We start from the raw sequence: 15404 nt of genomic DNA, 5'->3' as shown, positions 1-15404 counted from the left end.
TTATCCACCTCCCTGATTGATATTTCATATATATATATATATATATATATATTATACTATCCTAAATTATTTGTCGATTATTGTTTTTTTAAACATTATTTTGTATCATTTACAGACTTTATTAAGTTCCCCTTTGGATTATTACCAGATAAGCCTGCATTTATTTATGTATTATCGCTATAGATATAATAGTATGGCACCTATAAAGCCTATTACTGTTATAATAGACCAAACTATTAAAATGGTTTTAATAGTTTCCTGCTTAGAATTTAAACTTTTCAATTCATATAATATGTTATTAAGTGTATCTTCAATATGGTTACTTTCTGGAAACTTATATTCTGGTTCTAGATGTTGTAATCGAGCTTTTGTTTCCAGTAAGGCATCATCCTTCATGTATTTCCCTCCCCTGTTTTTATAAAATCATCACTCTTTATCTATTCTACTACTAAATCCCATATAATGGAACATGCAATCACGCTAAACATATAAACCTGAAAGGTACATTAAACATAAAGTTTATCATTGTATTATTTTGTAATATATTGTATAATTTAATTGTAAACCTAGAAAAGTTTACGTGGAGAAAAGTCATCCAAAAAGAGCGTGTCCTAAGGGCTAACGCTCTTTTTGATGTTAGTATATTATTTTTTGTAACATATCAAATTTCACATCAAAGAATTTTTTGAGACTGCCAAAAGCGGACTTCGGCTCGTTTTTGTGTTTTGCTATATCAGGCTATCGCAAACGAAAATGAATATTTCGACTATAAAAACAATAATCTTGGAAAAAATATGCTTTTATTTATTGCAACCATGTTATACCTACTATAAAATGTAATTAATGTAAGAATATTGTGCACACAATTTACTTTAAATAGGAGGAACAAAAACATGGTTAACTCTGATGAGAACATAAAGGATATTCTACAATTAACAAATATTCCTGTTGTAAGAGATAGAAATTATTGGTTAATACGTACTGAAAGCGGTTTATATTATTTAGATTTTTTGCTAAATGGTTATGTTGCAATTGGGTGGGACAATATAAATATTGCAACCATTCAGAAGGAAAATTATAGTAAAATAAAAGGTATCGTTAAGGAAAATTATCCAAAAGATAACACTCCTGGAAGAACTGCAAATAAATTAATAAGCTTTGTCAATGAAATACATGAAGGAGATGTCGTTATAATTCCTAGCCAAAATTCCGAAAAGGCGTCAATCGGCATTTTTATTGAAGAAAATGTCTATGAGGACCCCATGTATATAGAAAATCAATTAAAAGAGAATACAGATTCAGAAATTATACCTTGCCCTTATCATAAACGCAGAAGAGTAAAGTGGTTGAAATCAATTTCGAAAGAAGGAATGGATGTATATTTATCTAAGCTATTCAATGCCCATCAAGCTATTTACAGTGCCAACGATTATGCCCAATATATTAATAGAAATATTTATGATATGTATATTTCAGGTGATGAATTACACAGTGTTTTACACGCGGGACACCCAAATGGCTTTAGTTTAAAAAGCTTAACGGATTTTGTAGAATTTTTTAATACAGCTATAGATTTTATTCAAGAGACATCAGACATAGTAATTGATAAAGAAAAGATAGATATGAAAATAAACATACACTCGCCTGGACTTATTGAAATAATATCAGCTGGTGCTTTTGCTGCATTAGGTATAAGTGTTCTTATTTTATCATTAAATAATGTTTTAGCAGGTGGCAAATTCAAATTCAATTTTAAAAATCCTCTTACGGGAAATGAGTTGTCAGCGGAAACTGAGAGTACAGGTGTTTTAGGAAAATTTAATGAGAGAAGGTTAAATGATCAGCAACATCATCTAGAAGAACAAAAAATTAGAATGCAGTTTTTGCAACTGCAACAGTCTCTTCAGCTTAAGATTCCAGATACAGAAAATGCAGATGAAAAATCACCAGAAAATGATATAGATAAGGCGTAAAAACGGCTTTATCAACATTTTTGAGAATATCCCAGAAAAAAATAATGAAATAAAAATAAATGCAATACTATAAACAGTATTCGAGGTTATTGTATTAAAACTACTTATTAATAGAGTTAAAAATGCTAAGCTAAATGAAAACAAGGCAAAATAACCTACATAAATATTTATTAACTTGTAATTAGTTTTAATATAATTTTTCAAAAAATTTCACCTCATTTACTATTATAGAGAATTATATCCAAATTGTTAATATATTTTACAAAAATTGTTTTTTATGCCCCCAAGGATTTCTCCCTGAGGGCTTTTTACTAAAAGTTTCTAATCACTACTTCGCTATACCTTCTATCTCCATCTACATACCTTAAAGTAAGGCTGTGATTCCTCTCAATACCATCAATAGCAAAATCCTTGTACAGCTCCCGGACAAATCCACAGTCATTATATGATAATATGAACTTGCCTTTTAGGTTCTTCAGTACTCTGCAGAGTCGCCCATGATCCTCCTGGGCAATCTGTGCCTGATAATACTTTTCGGTACCGTAGTAAGGCGGATCTAAGTATAAAATTTTAAGTATATGTAATTTAATAAAAAATAAAGGCTCCAGGGGTTCTCCTAAGATGTATTTTTTACACAATAAAATAATCACATTTCTCATTATATTTCATAACTTATATTATGAAATTAAAATGGAGTGTAATGTGATGAATATGCCTCACTTAATTAACGCTGTTGCATTATTTATCGAAGCAATAGTGTATTTAATCTTTTCTTTATTAAACTTCTAACAAACTCTTAACTTTATTTTGGGGCTAGATTCTACGCTAGCCCCTCTCTCTTTTATTATCATTATATGATTTAATTCAAAAAAGTTACTTATTTAAAAAATAAATGTTAAACTTATTTTATGAAATAAAGTAAAGATCTTGTATCCATTGCAAATAAAGAAGGTTAGAATTATGAAGTATTAAATTACTAAAAATCACACCGTTCCTAACCAGCCTAATTACCGTTTTTAAGTTATCCGTCGACGGTTTGCAATGAGCTCTACCTAAGAGATTGTGTTGATGGCTAAGCTTGTTCCCTTGTCCAAATCGCCCGTTCAAGAGTCTTGACATCTTCAAACTGCCAATAAGGCTTTACTTATGTTAGCCCCTTTCTCTTTTTAATTTTCTCCTGCAGTTCATCCATAATTACATGAGTATAAATCATAGTTGTATTTAAGCTGCTATGGCCAGCCAGTTGCTGTACTTCTCTTATATTTGCAGTTCCCTCTCTAAGTACCTCTGTTAAAAATGTATGCCTGAGCTTATGAGGGCTGACAGGTTTTTTAACAGTGCCATCTTGTACAAAAACACCTGCCTTGTTTGAAATTCTATAGCACACTTCCCGGACATACCTCTGCATCAACTGGCCACCTTCCAGGGTGCAAAATAAATAATTGCTCTCTGGCCGTACTCCGAGCCATTCCTGAACAGACCGTTTTATATCATCATCCATAGGCACATATCGGTCTTTCTTACCTTTTGCTTGTTGTATATAAATTAGTCCCGTTTCAAAGTTAACATCCTGTGGAACCAGATTGCATACTTCCTGTACACGCAGGCCAGCTCGGTACATCATAATAATGATTGCATAGTTCCGGATTCCTGTTGGGCAATTAGTGTTGATCTGTGCCAGCATCTTTTTGACGCTTTTCTGGTCAATAATTTTTGGTAGCTTTAACATAACTATTCCCCCTTCTGGCCCTCAACTAAATCCTGTTCAGATATTTCACCACTTAACAACTTAGTTAAAGATTGTAAGGCTTCCTGCTCATTATCACATTCAACAAGGATTTTAACTATCCTGTGCTTGTTCTTTCCAACCTTTTGTATACCGTATTTATCAGGGTTCTTCCTGAGAATCTCCATAAAATCGCCTCCAAACTCAAACTAATTTTATCACACATTTAGATATTTATAACATAGCATTATCAATCTAATTTTGAATACCCATCTAAAGTCACAGAATCGTTTTAAATCGATTTTTACATATTAGTTAATGTAAACACCTATCCCAATTTTTGACTGTGTTAAAAATGCCTTTTTGACCCAACGCAAAACGCCGAAAAACACCGCACATCAGCGAACATCACCGAGGAACACCGCTCTTCACCGCATTTCAGCGAAAAACACCGCAAAACACCGTTAACCTACATATATTATATATACTATATATTAATAATAGTAGGTGAAGGAGAAGGAGAAGGTATAGGTCTCTATAATACATAATTAAAATAAATATAAAAATATAAATGAGAGTAGTACGCGCGCGCGAGGGGAATTGTCTCCGGGAATAAAATTAGTCCCGGATAAACCCTATCTCAGATTTATAGATTTATACAAATTAGTCTATAAGCGTTAAGTTCTTGCAACTAGGTAGAATTTACAATACCGAATACAACCGGCAACCTAGTGACTATCTTTTTCTTAACCATCTTTTGCAAGCGGATAAACTTCCAAAATCTTCCGTCCATGCATTACCATCTCTGTTGTCAACACCTACATATATGCCATTTTCAATACAGTAAAACAAGCCTTTTCTTTCCCTTGAATCAATTATTTTATTTGCTTCTTCAGGTGTGACTCTGATGATATCTTCTGTGTTCCCTCTGCTATTGGTGTCATTAATTCCTTGCAGTATCCTGCCAGCCTTTTCCTCGGCTTCTTCTTCGCTCATAATATCCATAAGACTATACATTTCACGGTCGAGCAATTCGCAAAGGTTCTTCTTATTACCTTTGATGTGGCCAGAACATATAAGCTTGCTTAGTGCTATTACTGCATATCCTTGAGCCTGTGCGTTTGTCATAAAAATACCTCCAATCTTTTCAACTTCTGATAAACTTCAGGGATGGATTAAACCGCCCCAGCCATTTCTTTTATCTCATACTTGTGAAGCTGTCTATCATCCATATATACCCCTACAAAATCGCTCCACTTGCTTTTAACAACCTTCTTTTGCACTTGCTTATCACTGATAAACCTATCCTTAACAGGTACACCTTTTTCGACTGCTATTTGTTGGAGCTTAACACCTGTTTCGGTTGTTTTGATAACCTGATATGCCATATATACTGGATTTTTGGTATCCATGCCGTAATGCATAGTCAATATGTCGCCTACTTGATAAGGGTTAACGATCTTTATTGCTTCTGTCTCTTTTTCTTCCAAGACCTTCACAATTGCCGCATACGGCTCTGTTAAAACTCCACCAGCGGCACCGCCTTTAAGAATCTTAAAGGTTACATTTACCGGACCAGCGCTTAATATTTCACATTTACCCCAGCGTTTCATACCTACGATATAGCCAGGCTTGATGTTATCCTTTGAAAATTTTTCCCCCCCGATTTCGTCAAGTTTGTTTTCAAGTAATGCAAGTTTGTCTATTTCATATTCCATTTTTTCAATTGTCTCCTGAATGGCTGTTTCATATCTTTCAGATGGAATAACTTTGCCGTCATAACTTTTTATTATTTCGCCCTGTTCAATCCTATAAAGCCGTTCTTCATAGGCAACAATATTCTTTTCTAACTTTGCAATTGTAGCTTTACATTCTTTTATGCGATTATGTAAGTAAACCGGATTTTTGAGCTGTGCCATGTTTGCGGTCTGTCTTGCTGTTTCAGCTCGGTCTTTGAAATATTCGCTTTTTCTGTATTCTTCAAAACCTTTTCGGTATCTGTCAAAAATGCGTTCCCTTTGCCTTGCAAATGCTTGGCTCCCTGAATGGCCAGCGATAATTGGCTGTGTAAAAAAAGCAGTGTCGCCACGATAGCGATTTAATTCAGCTTGAAGGTTTTCGGCTCGCTTTTCTGCATTGGCTGCATGTAATTCCATACGTTCGGCTCTTGCTTCGGCTCTTTCTGCTTTGCGCTCCAATTGTTCGGCATAACTCAGGCGCTCGCCTTCTTTACCACCGTTTTCAAGTCCCAGCTTTTCGGCAATTTTTAAAGCAAAATAATGATTCCTTGTGCTCCTACTAACCCATGTGCCAGCTGACTTTGACCATAAAAAATTTGATTTAATTTCCTTCTTCTGTTCGTCTGATAAACCCATATACTCAGACTTATCAAAATGAAGTTCGATTTTGTTTGTTTCAAGGTTATGAATATATTTACCCATTGATAAACCCCTTTCCGTGTCGCCTGGACTTGTCCAGGCTTGAAATTTTGCGATATGGAACAACCACCGCTATAGTTTCGTCTTTTCTGCCGTTCCCCTTCACCCCCCCCGGACAACCGGGGATTTTTAGAGTGCTAATAAACCCTTTTGCTCACAATTTATTTATTTCACTGTCTACCCATTCAATAACATCTTGAGTAAGTTCTCTAAAACACCGGTCGAACGGGTACTTGTCATTAAACTGCTGTTCATAGTCGCAATGCTCAAGCACATCACAGAAAGCATGTTTCAGATTTATAAGGGTCTGTTTTAAAGTATCTGGATTGTTTTCTTTTGCTGATAAAGGTGTATTTTTCATGACTAAACCTCCTAATTTCCTGGAACCCGCAATTAAAATTTGCTCTGATAAACCTTGTTGTTCAGGATACCAATCCATGTCAGCTATACTGGCACACTGGTCAAAAATCCTCTCGTAGGCTCTACGGCCAATTCTCACAATTTTATATTTCATCTGATAAACCCTCCATTCGATATAGGTTGAGCGGTCCGGGATTTCTCCCGGTCAGGCACTTCCCCTGATAAACCCTTGCCCTATATCATGGCAATTGCTGTATTGATTCCAATTGTAACCGCTTCTTGTTTCATTTCCTTCTTGATAAACTTTGCCAAGCTGATGAAGAACTTAATGTCTGCCTGTGTTACATCTTCAAGTTCGATACTTGCAATGATGATATTGTCATATACCACCTTTTGGAGTTCTTCTGAATACCAGCTGCCCAATCCCCTTTCGAACGCCGGAGTTATTGCTCCATACCTTTTGTAAATCCTATGTACTATCTCGTAGAGCATTTCCTGGTGTTGTTCTTTGCTTATAGCTTGGTCAACATTCATTGTGTCCGGTATGTAGACTGACAAAATGTTTATTCCCTTTTGCTGTATCTCTATAAATTCACCTCCGGGAACATTGGAGAATATCTCTCCAGTATCAACATTTTTTGTAGCTCCACCGTATTGCTTCGCCGCTTCGTCAAGGCTTGTAACCTTTACTTTGCCCGACAAAAAGAATTTGAAATTGAACTTACTTGAACTAATTTTCATTGCCATTACCTCCGTATTTGGTTTTCAATGTTCTATTGTTTTGTGTAAGTTATCTATCACTTACAATATATATTATATTTATTATAGTATATATTGTCAATACCTTTTATATTATTTTCGGTATTATTTCTATTACTTTCAATAGATATTTTGACATAAGTAATAGATTACACTATAATAGACTTACAATTCATTTTGGAGGGTTTAAAATATGATAAGCTACAAGCCATTACTTAAGCTTTTGATTGATAGGGACATGACAAGAGAGGATTTAAGGACAGCTCTGTCCTTCTCGCCTAATGTTGTTGCTAAATTTAATAAAAATGAATATGTTTCCCTGGAGGTTATTGATAAGATATGTAATTACCTTGATTGCAGTATTACAGATGTGATTGAGCATGTTAAGGATACAGGAGGCAATTAAGAAGCAAGGGTGTACTATTCCCTTGCTGAATTTGGCTTCCTGACTTTATATTTTAATCTTATTAACTCTATGTACTCCTCTACCTGCTTTACAGCTTCAAGTGGCAATCCTTGAACCGGCAGATACCCATTCTTCACAGAATAGTCATGTCCAACCATGTAATCAATCGATACGTTAAAGTAATCAGCTATGGCTATTAATACCTTTTCATCTTTCGGGAATCTGTTGTTGGCTTCATAATAGCCGATAACCCTGTCTGATATATGTATTATCTCTCCCAGTTCTTGTTGGGTTATACCTCTTTCCTTTCTAAGTTTCTTTAACCGATCACCAAATGCCATACGGGTATAGCCTCCTTACATTTTATTCGATTCGAACATATTATTCTATTTATGATTCTATCATAGTATTAGCATCTGCACCAATACTTTATGACTGTGCTAGATCTACACCTACAAACAGATCATGTTGCACAGCGCCGTCTCATCCCGGCGCGTTAAAGGTAGCTGCATCAATCTTAAGACAATCAAGTTTCAAATAGCATTGAGGGGTTTTCCTCCTCATCCATGGTTTTCGTTCCTCGTATTGCCGGAACTGTTACAACTATGGGATATTCATTACAAATCAAATTATATTTGTTCAACATAATGTTTTGGGTTAGGCTAACAATGCCATTGTAATGCAGTAATACTCAATGTTTCATGGATATTTATATCTTGTTAATTCAGTACGTCTAGCAGTATGGTTTACTATAATCAATTGCTTTAAAGGTGTCTTGTTTGGCAGTGGTGTGGAACACTTGATTTATCAGGCTTTGAGGATATACGAGTGCTATTGTTGTTGTGAGGTGGGAGTGGTTAGGAAACAGCGTGTCGGCCCTAGAATAAACCCTATTTTAAATGCAAATGATTCCCATTTATCATTCGGTTTACGCTTCTTCTCTTCCCCCAATAAATGCAAACCATTCCCATTTACTACTACAGTACCGTTTTTGCATATTTTCGGTACTATATTTACACTTTATGTATTCCGCAAGCCCTTTTATATAGCCAAACACAACATATTGTGGTATACCCTCACTAAATGATGTGTAATTGACCCCTTTTTTGATGGATTTTTTGCACCCCCTGGGGGGAGGTCTGACCTCGGGCGGGAGAGTTACCTCTCTCAAAAATGTCCCCTTCCTATAAGGCCTTTCAATCCCTACCGCCTACTGCATTTCAAGGCATTTTCATCACATTTTGAGTTTTTAGTAAAAATCATTGATTTTGACCCGTTTTTTACCCTTAAATGACCTGAAATTTATCTGAAAACTTATCGGAAAATCAAAACTTATAAAAATAATCATTTTATGAGCATATTATAAGCATTTTTCAATCACATTTTAATCACATTTCGAGCAACACAAAATCATTCACCTGTGTTATAATTTATAATAGCGGGAGCAGATGGAAGTTGAGAGGCGCTGGTGAAAAACCGGGGCCTTTTGTTATGTCCAAGAAGGTCTTTGAAGTTCTTAGATTTATTAAGATATAAAAAACAGCCTTCAACCGCTTGAAAATAGCATATTTCAGAAAAAAATAGGTAAAGCAGGCTTAACCTTTTAGGGGTAAATAGGTAAAGCACAGTTTACCTATTCTTATTTTGTGTACCTTTTGGTGGTGATAATTTTGAGTGAATCTTTAAATGATGCTCTATCAGATAAAGACAGAATACTTACAGAATATTCAAAGACTGGAACCCGACTACGAAATCAAGGGGTAGACATGTCTGGGGTTTATTTTGGAATCAACGATAAGTTAAGATCAGGAGAAGAAAAATCAAAGATACAATCAAAATTCAAAGTTATCAATTCATCATCCCAAAAGTATCAAGAAGAATCTGAGGATGAATGCGTTGAGACTACCCCGGAAGGTCATTTCCTTTGGAAACCAGAGAATGATTTTATTAAGGTTTATCCTGAAGCTTTGAACAGAATCTCGTTTCGACTTACGGGTGCTGAAACATTAACATTGATACGACTTATCCCTTTTATTGATTATCAAAGTGGAATGCTCAAGAAATATAAGAAGCCACTCATAACCAAAGATATTGTTGAACTCACGAAGTTTTCAAAGGTCACGGTTATTAATATAATGGCAAAACTGGTTGATGAAAAAATACTATCACGTAATCAGGTCGGAAGAACTTTTGAGTTTTTTGCTAATCCATATATTTTTTTCAAAGGTAAATATATCAACAACACTCTTTTAGATATGTTCAAAGATTACAAGAAGATAAAATAGGCTTTTAGGGAATCATTAACCCTTTAGCATAAATAATGATGAATGGATATAAAATGTCGGAAGCCTGTTGTGAGTACATCGGGCATAAGCAACCTTGGCCTATAGCTCGTCAGTGCTGTTGATGATGTGCCAAAGGAGACAGTCCGTACGATGATGTTGCCTGAGTACGGCAAAATGGTTGGCTTAGTCGAAGAATTACTGGCTGCAAGGTGCGGAGGGTCCACCACTTTAAAAGTGTACTTGTGGCCCTCTTTGCAATTCCCTCTGGAGGTGGTTTTATGCAATGTCAAAAATGTTGTATCTCATGTGATAGAGATAGAAAGCAATGTGAAGATTGGAAAGAACGCCGCCGTACAACGAGACGTGCTATATATCAGGCAAGCAAGGCAACTAAAGCTAAAACTGGCGGTGATGGACATGCTTAAAGTTCCAAAAACCTTCTACTCTCTTCACTCCGTTGCACGGTTAATGAAAATTCCAAAGTCTACTATTGATGGTGCTTTCACAGGAGGTATCGAGACAATTGAAGCAATAAAACCTATCGCCCATCTCTTTCATAGGTTTGAAGAAGGTGAAGAAGTTTCATACGGAATTCTAAAAAGCCACTTCGATAAATGGCAACGTACTGGGAAAGCTCCAAAAGTAAGTTCGGGCAGACCACCAAAATGGAAAGGCAATCCCAATATTGTAAATATAAATATTCCGTTTCCGAAGAACCTTTATGAAGAATTTAAAATGGTTGTAGATAAAGCTAATTCATTATCTAGAGTTCATGTGACTTATAGGGATATGATTGCTGTGGCGGTTCAAGAATTTATTGAGCGGCGACCAAATCTAAAATAAAAATCTAGAAGGATTATCCTTATTTTTGTAGAATTTCTTTAAAATAGCAGTCAACAAATTAAGGAGGAATAATAGATGGTAGAAATAATAATTGATGTAGTGTATACAAACAAGTCAGAGGAAGCTTTTAATAGGTACGAGAAATCTTTCATCGAAGTTATTGAGGCCGAAATGGTATTTGACGACAAAAAAGTAAATTGTGAATTAATTCTTACAAACAAGTTCAACGATAAGATGAGAATAAAGTCGGGATTAACGTCTGGCTATATAGGAGAAGGCCCGCATGGAACTTTAAGAGTACTGAAAAAATGTGGTTTCGATGTTGATGAAGAATTTATACATACACATGAGACATTCAAACTTAAAAAATAATTAGAGCCGCAAGGCTCTTTTTTCTTGCCCGAAAGCAGGTGATATCATGGCAACCAAACAATCCAGCGAAACTAAAAAACAGCCTACAGCAAAGTCCAAAGAGGTCCAAATGGATATACTTGATTCAAGTCCACTTGAAACTGAACTATTATCGGTTAACCCTCTGCTTCGATCTCCAATTATCACCATTGAGGAAGAAAATGAACAAAAAATAGAAATGATTGAGGAAGTTCAGAGTCTTGCAGTACTGAATAAACAAGTCTTAGAAGCAAAACGCAGACAAGTCGAGTTAGAGGTTGATAATAAAAAGCTTGATGCGGCGCAGAAATTAATTGATGGCATAAATGCAGTTGCTGATAAGGCTTTGAATGCAGAAACAATATCAAAAATTTTAGAAAAAGAAGATTTAAACCCCATGGACCTTAAATTCATGGCCGAAGCTATGGACAAAATGGCGAATACACTCAAATCTCTAATGAATCCATCTGTACAAGATGAATACGGAAGTAAAAAACGTACAAAGATTATTGCAGCATTTCAAACTGCATCTGGTGACAAAATGATGATGTCAACGGAGGTACCTGGGAATGATTGATTTTTATAGATATACAGATACAGAACTGAAGAAACTCCTTCAAAGTATCACGATTGTTATAGATACTCGAGAACAGAATAATAAAGCAATAATTGATTATTTTACATCTAAGAAAATCCCATTTGTAACTAAGAAACTAGATTACGGTGATTACACTTGCTTTCTACCGTCAAATCCCGAACTCGGCATAATTCGCGATACATACATTGACTGCTACATTGAAAGAAAAAACGGACTTTCGGAGATAAGCGGAAACCTAACATCTGACCGCAGCAGGCTTGAGGAAGAATTCCAACGCGCTAAAGGTAAGAGATTTATCTTGATGGTTGAAGAATCGGCAGGGCTAGAAAAGATAATTGAGCATAAATACAACACAGAGTACAACGAGAAGTCGTTTTTGGCTTCTTTATTTAGTTTCGGACATAGGTATAGGATTGACATACATTTCATTGATAAAAAATATGCTGGTATGTTTATCTACATGCAGATGTATTATGCAATTAGAGAATTATTGAAAGCGTGACTCTATGATAACATTAAAATTCAGTAAACATCATAATTGGAATAACTTAGAAGTCATTGAACTTAAAACATTCAAGGATTTTTTTGATTTTTACATCAAGAATTACAACAAAGGCTTGATTTATGATGTTAAGGACGACGGAGCTACAAAATAAAAATAAATTTTGGAGGCGGTTTTATGAGAGAGGTATTCTCGAATCTATATTGTGGAAGTCAAAGTGATTATGAAGAAATTGACAGAGATTGCTTAAAAAATAAAACTACTGGGAATTTCGTGATGTGGGCAATTGTTCATGCATGTAAAGAACCGCATCACAGAACATTTGTCGGCTACACTGGCCGTGGCTGCCCAAAAGATTCACCTGAATATCTGTGGGCAGAATGTGGAAACAGGTTGGCATTGAATATTGTTGATGCTCCAAAACCAGAATTCTTTGACAAAGGTATGATTGACAAATCTCTGGATTTATTGAACAGAAATTAGCTGAAGGTTTTAAAGTATTAGTCCATTGCAACCTTGGCGAAAGCCGGTCTCCGTCCATATGCCTGCTCTATCTCATTAAGCACGGCATAATCAAAGGCGAAACTCTTGAAGATTGCGAAGCCGAATTTCTGAAGCTTTATCCGGAATATAATCCAGGCGAAGGCATAAGGGGATTTGTGAATGAGCATTGGCTTGAATACCAGTATTCTGATTGTATGATAGGTATTGACTTTGCAAAAGATGAATCGAAAACAGTATATACTAAGCACTCTTAACAGGGTGCTTTTTTATTGCAAATTTTGGGAGGCGATTATGTTGAAAATAACTGAAGAAGTTATTCATTTGATTGAAAAGGCTTTAGATATTAAGCTTTTTCCATGGCAAAAGGATTATTTAGTTAATGATACTCCATTCCCTACAATATGCCCATGCTTGATAGATGTATTTGACACTGAGAATATAAGGAAATCGTGTAGTGCTTACCACTTTGATGGAAAGCGTTGCCATGCTATTGGACGCAGAACAGGAAAAACCTTTGCATATTGCATACAACTGGCATTATCAGACGGCGAACCTATTGATATGAGAAAGCCGGAAAAATATAGCGACCATGACACACTGCGCTATGCAAGAGGTTATTTTAAAAGTATGTTTTTCGATATATGGGATTCTTTGAATATAGCAGGGCTTCCAGTAAGGGAGTTGATATATTGACAAACATTCCAACAATTTCAATGCTTGATGAATTCATTAAAAAGCCAGAAGAAATGCTAACTTGGCATAATTGCCCAGACTGTGGGCATAAGCTATGTCGGGTTTGCACAGATAGCGTAGCGCATAAGATATTCCTATGGTGCAAGCATTGCAAAAGAGAAGTTGAATTGAATATATAATATATAATTTGAGCCTTTGAGCCTATTCGTGAACGCCTTATTGGTGCGTCATGGATAGGCTCTTTTTTATTGCTCCTTGGTGGTGATGCCTATGCCGAGAAAAGGCGGTTCTATCGGGCGGGTTGCTCGACAGAATGAAAAATATATAGAACATTCAACTAAATCTGAAAGAATAGGAATTTGTACCGAATGTGGAAAAGCATTTGAACAAGTTTGGCGCCCTTCAAAAGGTGCTGACGGTCAAGGTGAATATACGCATTTTAAAACTTGTAGTGCATGCAGAATGGCTAATGCCACAGGACAAAGAAAAGTTATTATTCCATATTCTCCGCATTCAGCACAGCAGATAATACTTGCAAGTAAAGCAAGATTCAAAATAATGACTTGTGGAAATAGATTTGGAAAAGATTTACATGCAATTGGTGAAGGTGTAATGAAGTTCCTTGAAATGTTAAATGAGGAACGCTCAATTGATGTAAACCCTCCTGTATTGTGGTGGATTATTGCACCCAACATGAGACTTGCTCGTCAAAACTGGCGAGACTTAAAGAAGTTACTTCCTCGAGATTTGGTTACAAATATATCACTCTCAAACTTAACAATCGAGACAATAAACGGAGGAATTATTGAAGTTCATTCAGCAGACGACCCTGAAACATTAGTCGGTGTTGGTCTTGATATTGTAACCATAACAGAAGCTGCTAGAATTAGAGAACTTGACACTGTTTGGGCAAATCTAAGACAAAGACTTGATTCTCCTGGTCGTGGTCCGAACGGAACAGGTGGAATTGCAATCATTAATAGTACGCCGAAAGGACGTACTTATTTTTATAAGCTTAGCCAAATGGGAGATAAAAACTCCCCCCTCTATTCCCCATCATATGAAACATTTCATTTCACAACATGGGATAACCCACATATGGCTGCAAAAAGATATATGGTTGTCGGTCATGATGCAATGGGTAATCCAATAACATTTGAAGATGAAATAAAAATGGGAATGACAGAAGCTAGATACCGACAGGACTATCTTGCTGAATTTATAATGGAGATCAATTCTGTATTCCCTCATTATGACAGAGTACTTGTTAGACCTCCTATTGACAAACACAAGGAAGATGAAATTGCTCAGTTCTGGAAGGAATGGGAGCAAGTTGAACCGTTTGAGGTTTACACTATTGGCTATGACCCTGCATCAAAGGGTGACGGAAAACCAGTAGTAATTAGAAATAGCAAAGGTAGAGTTGTTAAAGTTGATATGATGACCCGTCTTGGTTGGGATGCTCAATGGGACAAAATAGCTTTTTATTCTAGGTTGTATAACGGAGCAACAGTTAATTTTGGACAAACTGGTCTTGGTGAAACAATAGGTTCACAGTTGACAAAGCGTGGCGTTCCAAACAACCCAATTAATGAGCAAGGTGGCAACAAAACTAAGTTGGTTGAGGATTTTGCACTTATTGTTGAGCAACAATGGTGTGAAATTCCTTGGAGTGCTGAGATGGAAAAACAGCTACAGGATTATGTTTCTGTAGAACGTGATGGTAAGTCAACACAATACCATAACATGACAGATAGTAACCATGATGACTTAGTGAGTGCTTTATATTTCTGTTTCGCTGATTTTCAGGCTCCTGCATTAGTATTACCTGGTAAATTCCGAATGAGTGGTGTTGTAAGAGTGAGTTAACAATTTTGCATGCCGTGAATAACGGGGACTTCGTTATGGGTTCGGCCAAGACCTCCAG

At 36.0% G+C, this 15404-nt stretch carries 22 protein-coding genes; 12 read left to right on the top strand and 10 right to left on the bottom strand.

All coding sequences use genetic code 11. The features are described 5' to 3' along the window. Positions 1–177: 177 nt before the first annotated feature. Complete coding sequence (locus K412_RS0116945; RefSeq protein WP_024834185.1) at positions 178–396, bottom strand: hypothetical protein; 219 nt, start codon at positions 394–396, stop codon at positions 178–180. Between the two features lie 497 nt (positions 397–893). Between K412_RS0116945 and K412_RS0116940 the strand changes: the two genes are divergently transcribed. Beyond that, the gene (locus tag K412_RS0116940; protein ID WP_024834184.1) at positions 894–1973 is read left to right on the top strand and encodes a hypothetical protein; all 1080 of its coding nucleotides are present in this window, start codon (positions 894–896) and stop codon (positions 1971–1973) included. Positions 1974–2284: 311 nt separating this feature from the next. On the opposite strand, the gene K412_RS22235 is transcribed toward K412_RS0116940, so the two are convergent. The 7 genes from K412_RS22235 to K412_RS0116905 form a co-directional block, all read right to left on the bottom strand. Beyond that, entirely contained in the window at positions 2285–2611 is a 327-nt protein-coding gene (locus K412_RS22235; protein WP_242835723.1) for a DNA adenine methylase, read from the bottom strand. Positions 2612–3117: 506 nt separating this feature from the next. Then, positions 3118–3702 carry a tyrosine-type recombinase/integrase gene (locus K412_RS0116930; protein WP_024834182.1) on the bottom strand — a complete coding sequence of 195 codons (585 nt, stop codon included), beginning with the start codon at positions 3700–3702 and terminating at the stop codon, positions 3118–3120. 2 nt (positions 3703–3704) lie between these two features. Then, entirely contained in the window at positions 3705–3887 is a 183-nt protein-coding gene (locus K412_RS0116925; protein WP_024834181.1) for a hypothetical protein, read from the bottom strand. A gap of 547 nt (positions 3888–4434) precedes the next feature. Then, the gene (locus K412_RS0116920) at positions 4435–4827 is read right to left on the bottom strand and encodes a hypothetical protein (protein ID WP_024834180.1); all 393 of its coding nucleotides are present in this window, start codon (positions 4825–4827) and stop codon (positions 4435–4437) included. A gap of 47 nt (positions 4828–4874) precedes the next feature. Continuing rightward, positions 4875–6140: a DUF3560 domain-containing protein gene (locus K412_RS0116915; RefSeq protein WP_024834179.1), complete on the bottom strand. Its 1266-nt coding sequence runs from the start codon at positions 6138–6140 to the stop codon at positions 4875–4877. Positions 6141–6291: 151 nt separating this feature from the next. Beyond that, a complete protein-coding gene (locus K412_RS0116910; protein ID WP_024834178.1) occupies positions 6292–6651 on the bottom strand; it encodes a hypothetical protein in 360 nt (119 codons plus the stop codon). Positions 6652–6731: 80 nt separating this feature from the next. After that, positions 6732–7238, bottom strand: a complete 507-nt coding sequence (locus K412_RS0116905; RefSeq protein ID WP_024834177.1) for a hypothetical protein — start codon at positions 7236–7238, stop codon at positions 6732–6734. A gap of 211 nt (positions 7239–7449) precedes the next feature. Here K412_RS0116905 and K412_RS0116900 point away from each other — a divergent pair, with 211 nt between their 5' ends. Further along, positions 7450–7662: a helix-turn-helix domain-containing protein gene (locus K412_RS0116900; protein WP_024834176.1), complete on the top strand. Its 213-nt coding sequence runs from the start codon at positions 7450–7452 to the stop codon at positions 7660–7662. 14 nt (positions 7663–7676) lie between these two features. Here K412_RS0116900 and K412_RS0116895 read toward each other — a convergent pair whose 3' ends face one another. After that, the gene (locus tag K412_RS0116895) at positions 7677–8003 is read right to left on the bottom strand and encodes a helix-turn-helix domain-containing protein (protein ID WP_024834175.1); all 327 of its coding nucleotides are present in this window, start codon (positions 8001–8003) and stop codon (positions 7677–7679) included. A gap of 587 nt (positions 8004–8590) precedes the next feature. Further along, positions 8591–8833: a hypothetical protein gene (locus K412_RS0116890; protein ID WP_024834174.1), complete on the bottom strand. Its 243-nt coding sequence runs from the start codon at positions 8831–8833 to the stop codon at positions 8591–8593. A 499-nt stretch (positions 8834–9332) separates the two neighbouring features. Here K412_RS0116890 and K412_RS0116885 point away from each other — a divergent pair, with 499 nt between their 5' ends. From K412_RS0116885 to K412_RS0116845, 10 genes are all read left to right on the top strand, one after another. Beyond that, positions 9333–9947 (top strand): hypothetical protein, encoded by a 615-nt coding sequence (locus K412_RS0116885; protein WP_024834173.1) that lies wholly within the window; start codon positions 9333–9335, stop codon positions 9945–9947. A gap of 150 nt (positions 9948–10097) precedes the next feature. Beyond that, on the top strand, positions 10098–10790 hold the full coding sequence (locus tag K412_RS0116880; protein ID WP_024834172.1) for a hypothetical protein: 693 nt from the start codon (positions 10098–10100) through the stop codon (positions 10788–10790). Positions 10791–10865: 75 nt separating this feature from the next. Continuing rightward, positions 10866–11162: a hypothetical protein gene (locus K412_RS0116875; protein ID WP_024834171.1), complete on the top strand. Its 297-nt coding sequence runs from the start codon at positions 10866–10868 to the stop codon at positions 11160–11162. 46 nt (positions 11163–11208) lie between these two features. Next, positions 11209–11757: a hypothetical protein gene (locus K412_RS0116870; RefSeq protein ID WP_024834170.1), complete on the top strand. Its 549-nt coding sequence runs from the start codon at positions 11209–11211 to the stop codon at positions 11755–11757. After that, positions 11750–12280: an ERCC4 domain-containing protein gene (locus K412_RS0116865; protein ID WP_024834169.1), complete on the top strand. Its 531-nt coding sequence runs from the start codon at positions 11750–11752 to the stop codon at positions 12278–12280. The genes K412_RS0116870 and K412_RS0116865 overlap by 8 nt, the downstream gene beginning before the upstream one ends. A gap of 4 nt (positions 12281–12284) precedes the next feature. Then, a complete protein-coding gene (locus tag K412_RS22390) occupies positions 12285–12434 on the top strand; it encodes a hypothetical protein (protein ID WP_157833846.1) in 150 nt (49 codons plus the stop codon). 23 nt (positions 12435–12457) lie between these two features. Next, positions 12458–12763, top strand: coding sequence for a hypothetical protein (locus K412_RS22600; RefSeq protein WP_051461060.1), 306 nt, complete (start codon positions 12458–12460; stop codon positions 12761–12763). Then, a complete protein-coding gene (locus tag K412_RS23085; protein WP_198527711.1) occupies positions 12736–13038 on the top strand; it encodes a dual specificity protein phosphatase family protein in 303 nt (100 codons plus the stop codon). The genes K412_RS22600 and K412_RS23085 overlap by 28 nt, the downstream gene beginning before the upstream one ends. Positions 13039–13075: 37 nt before the next feature. Continuing rightward, on the top strand, positions 13076–13477 hold the full coding sequence (locus K412_RS21030; RefSeq protein ID WP_051461059.1) for a hypothetical protein: 402 nt from the start codon (positions 13076–13078) through the stop codon (positions 13475–13477). Between the two features lie 270 nt (positions 13478–13747). Further along, a complete protein-coding gene (locus K412_RS0116845; protein WP_024834167.1) occupies positions 13748–15346 on the top strand; it encodes a terminase large subunit domain-containing protein in 1599 nt (532 codons plus the stop codon). Positions 15347–15404 lie beyond the last annotated feature (58 nt).

The sequence above is a fragment of the Ruminiclostridium josui JCM 17888 genome (assembly GCF_000526495.1).
In the GTDB taxonomy this organism is placed as follows: Bacteria; Bacillota; Clostridia; order Acetivibrionales; family DSM-1351; genus Ruminiclostridium; species Ruminiclostridium josui.
Note: the sequence above shows the minus strand (reverse complement) of the source record. Positions and strands in the feature narration are given on the sequence as shown.

Excerpts from the sequence above, each read along its gene's own strand:
- K412_RS0116945 (WP_024834185.1), bottom strand. The coding sequence starts at position 396 with ATGAAGGATGATGCCTTACTGGAAACAAAAGCTCGATTACAACATCTA.
- K412_RS0116940 (WP_024834184.1), top strand. The coding sequence starts at position 894 with ATGGTTAACTCTGATGAGAACATAAAGGATATTCTACAATTAACAAAT.
- K412_RS0116930 (WP_024834182.1), bottom strand. The coding sequence starts at position 3,702 with ATGTTAAAGCTACCAAAAATTATTGACCAGAAAAGCGTCAAAAAGATG.
- K412_RS0116925 (WP_024834181.1), bottom strand. The coding sequence starts at position 3,887 with ATGGAGATTCTCAGGAAGAACCCTGATAAATACGGTATACAAAAGGTT.
- K412_RS0116920 (WP_024834180.1), bottom strand. The coding sequence starts at position 4,827 with ATGACAAACGCACAGGCTCAAGGATATGCAGTAATAGCACTAAGCAAG.
- K412_RS0116915 (WP_024834179.1), bottom strand. The coding sequence starts at position 6,140 with ATGGGTAAATATATTCATAACCTTGAAACAAACAAAATCGAACTTCAT.
- K412_RS0116910 (WP_024834178.1), bottom strand. The coding sequence starts at position 6,651 with ATGAAATATAAAATTGTGAGAATTGGCCGTAGAGCCTACGAGAGGATT.
- K412_RS0116905 (WP_024834177.1), bottom strand. The coding sequence starts at position 7,238 with ATGAAAATTAGTTCAAGTAAGTTCAATTTCAAATTCTTTTTGTCGGGC.
- K412_RS0116900 (WP_024834176.1), top strand. The coding sequence starts at position 7,450 with ATGATAAGCTACAAGCCATTACTTAAGCTTTTGATTGATAGGGACATG.
- K412_RS0116895 (WP_024834175.1), bottom strand. The coding sequence starts at position 8,003 with ATGGCATTTGGTGATCGGTTAAAGAAACTTAGAAAGGAAAGAGGTATA.
- K412_RS0116880 (WP_024834172.1), top strand. The coding sequence starts at position 10,098 with ATGATGTTGCCTGAGTACGGCAAAATGGTTGGCTTAGTCGAAGAATTA.
- K412_RS0116875 (WP_024834171.1), top strand. The coding sequence starts at position 10,866 with ATGGTAGAAATAATAATTGATGTAGTGTATACAAACAAGTCAGAGGAA.
- K412_RS0116870 (WP_024834170.1), top strand. The coding sequence starts at position 11,209 with ATGGCAACCAAACAATCCAGCGAAACTAAAAAACAGCCTACAGCAAAG.
- K412_RS0116865 (WP_024834169.1), top strand. The coding sequence starts at position 11,750 with ATGATTGATTTTTATAGATATACAGATACAGAACTGAAGAAACTCCTT.
- K412_RS22390 (WP_157833846.1), top strand. The coding sequence starts at position 12,285 with ATGATAACATTAAAATTCAGTAAACATCATAATTGGAATAACTTAGAA.
- K412_RS22600 (WP_051461060.1), top strand. The coding sequence starts at position 12,458 with ATGAGAGAGGTATTCTCGAATCTATATTGTGGAAGTCAAAGTGATTAT.
- K412_RS21030 (WP_051461059.1), top strand. The coding sequence starts at position 13,076 with ATGTTGAAAATAACTGAAGAAGTTATTCATTTGATTGAAAAGGCTTTA.
- K412_RS0116845 (WP_024834167.1), top strand. The coding sequence starts at position 13,748 with ATGCCGAGAAAAGGCGGTTCTATCGGGCGGGTTGCTCGACAGAATGAA.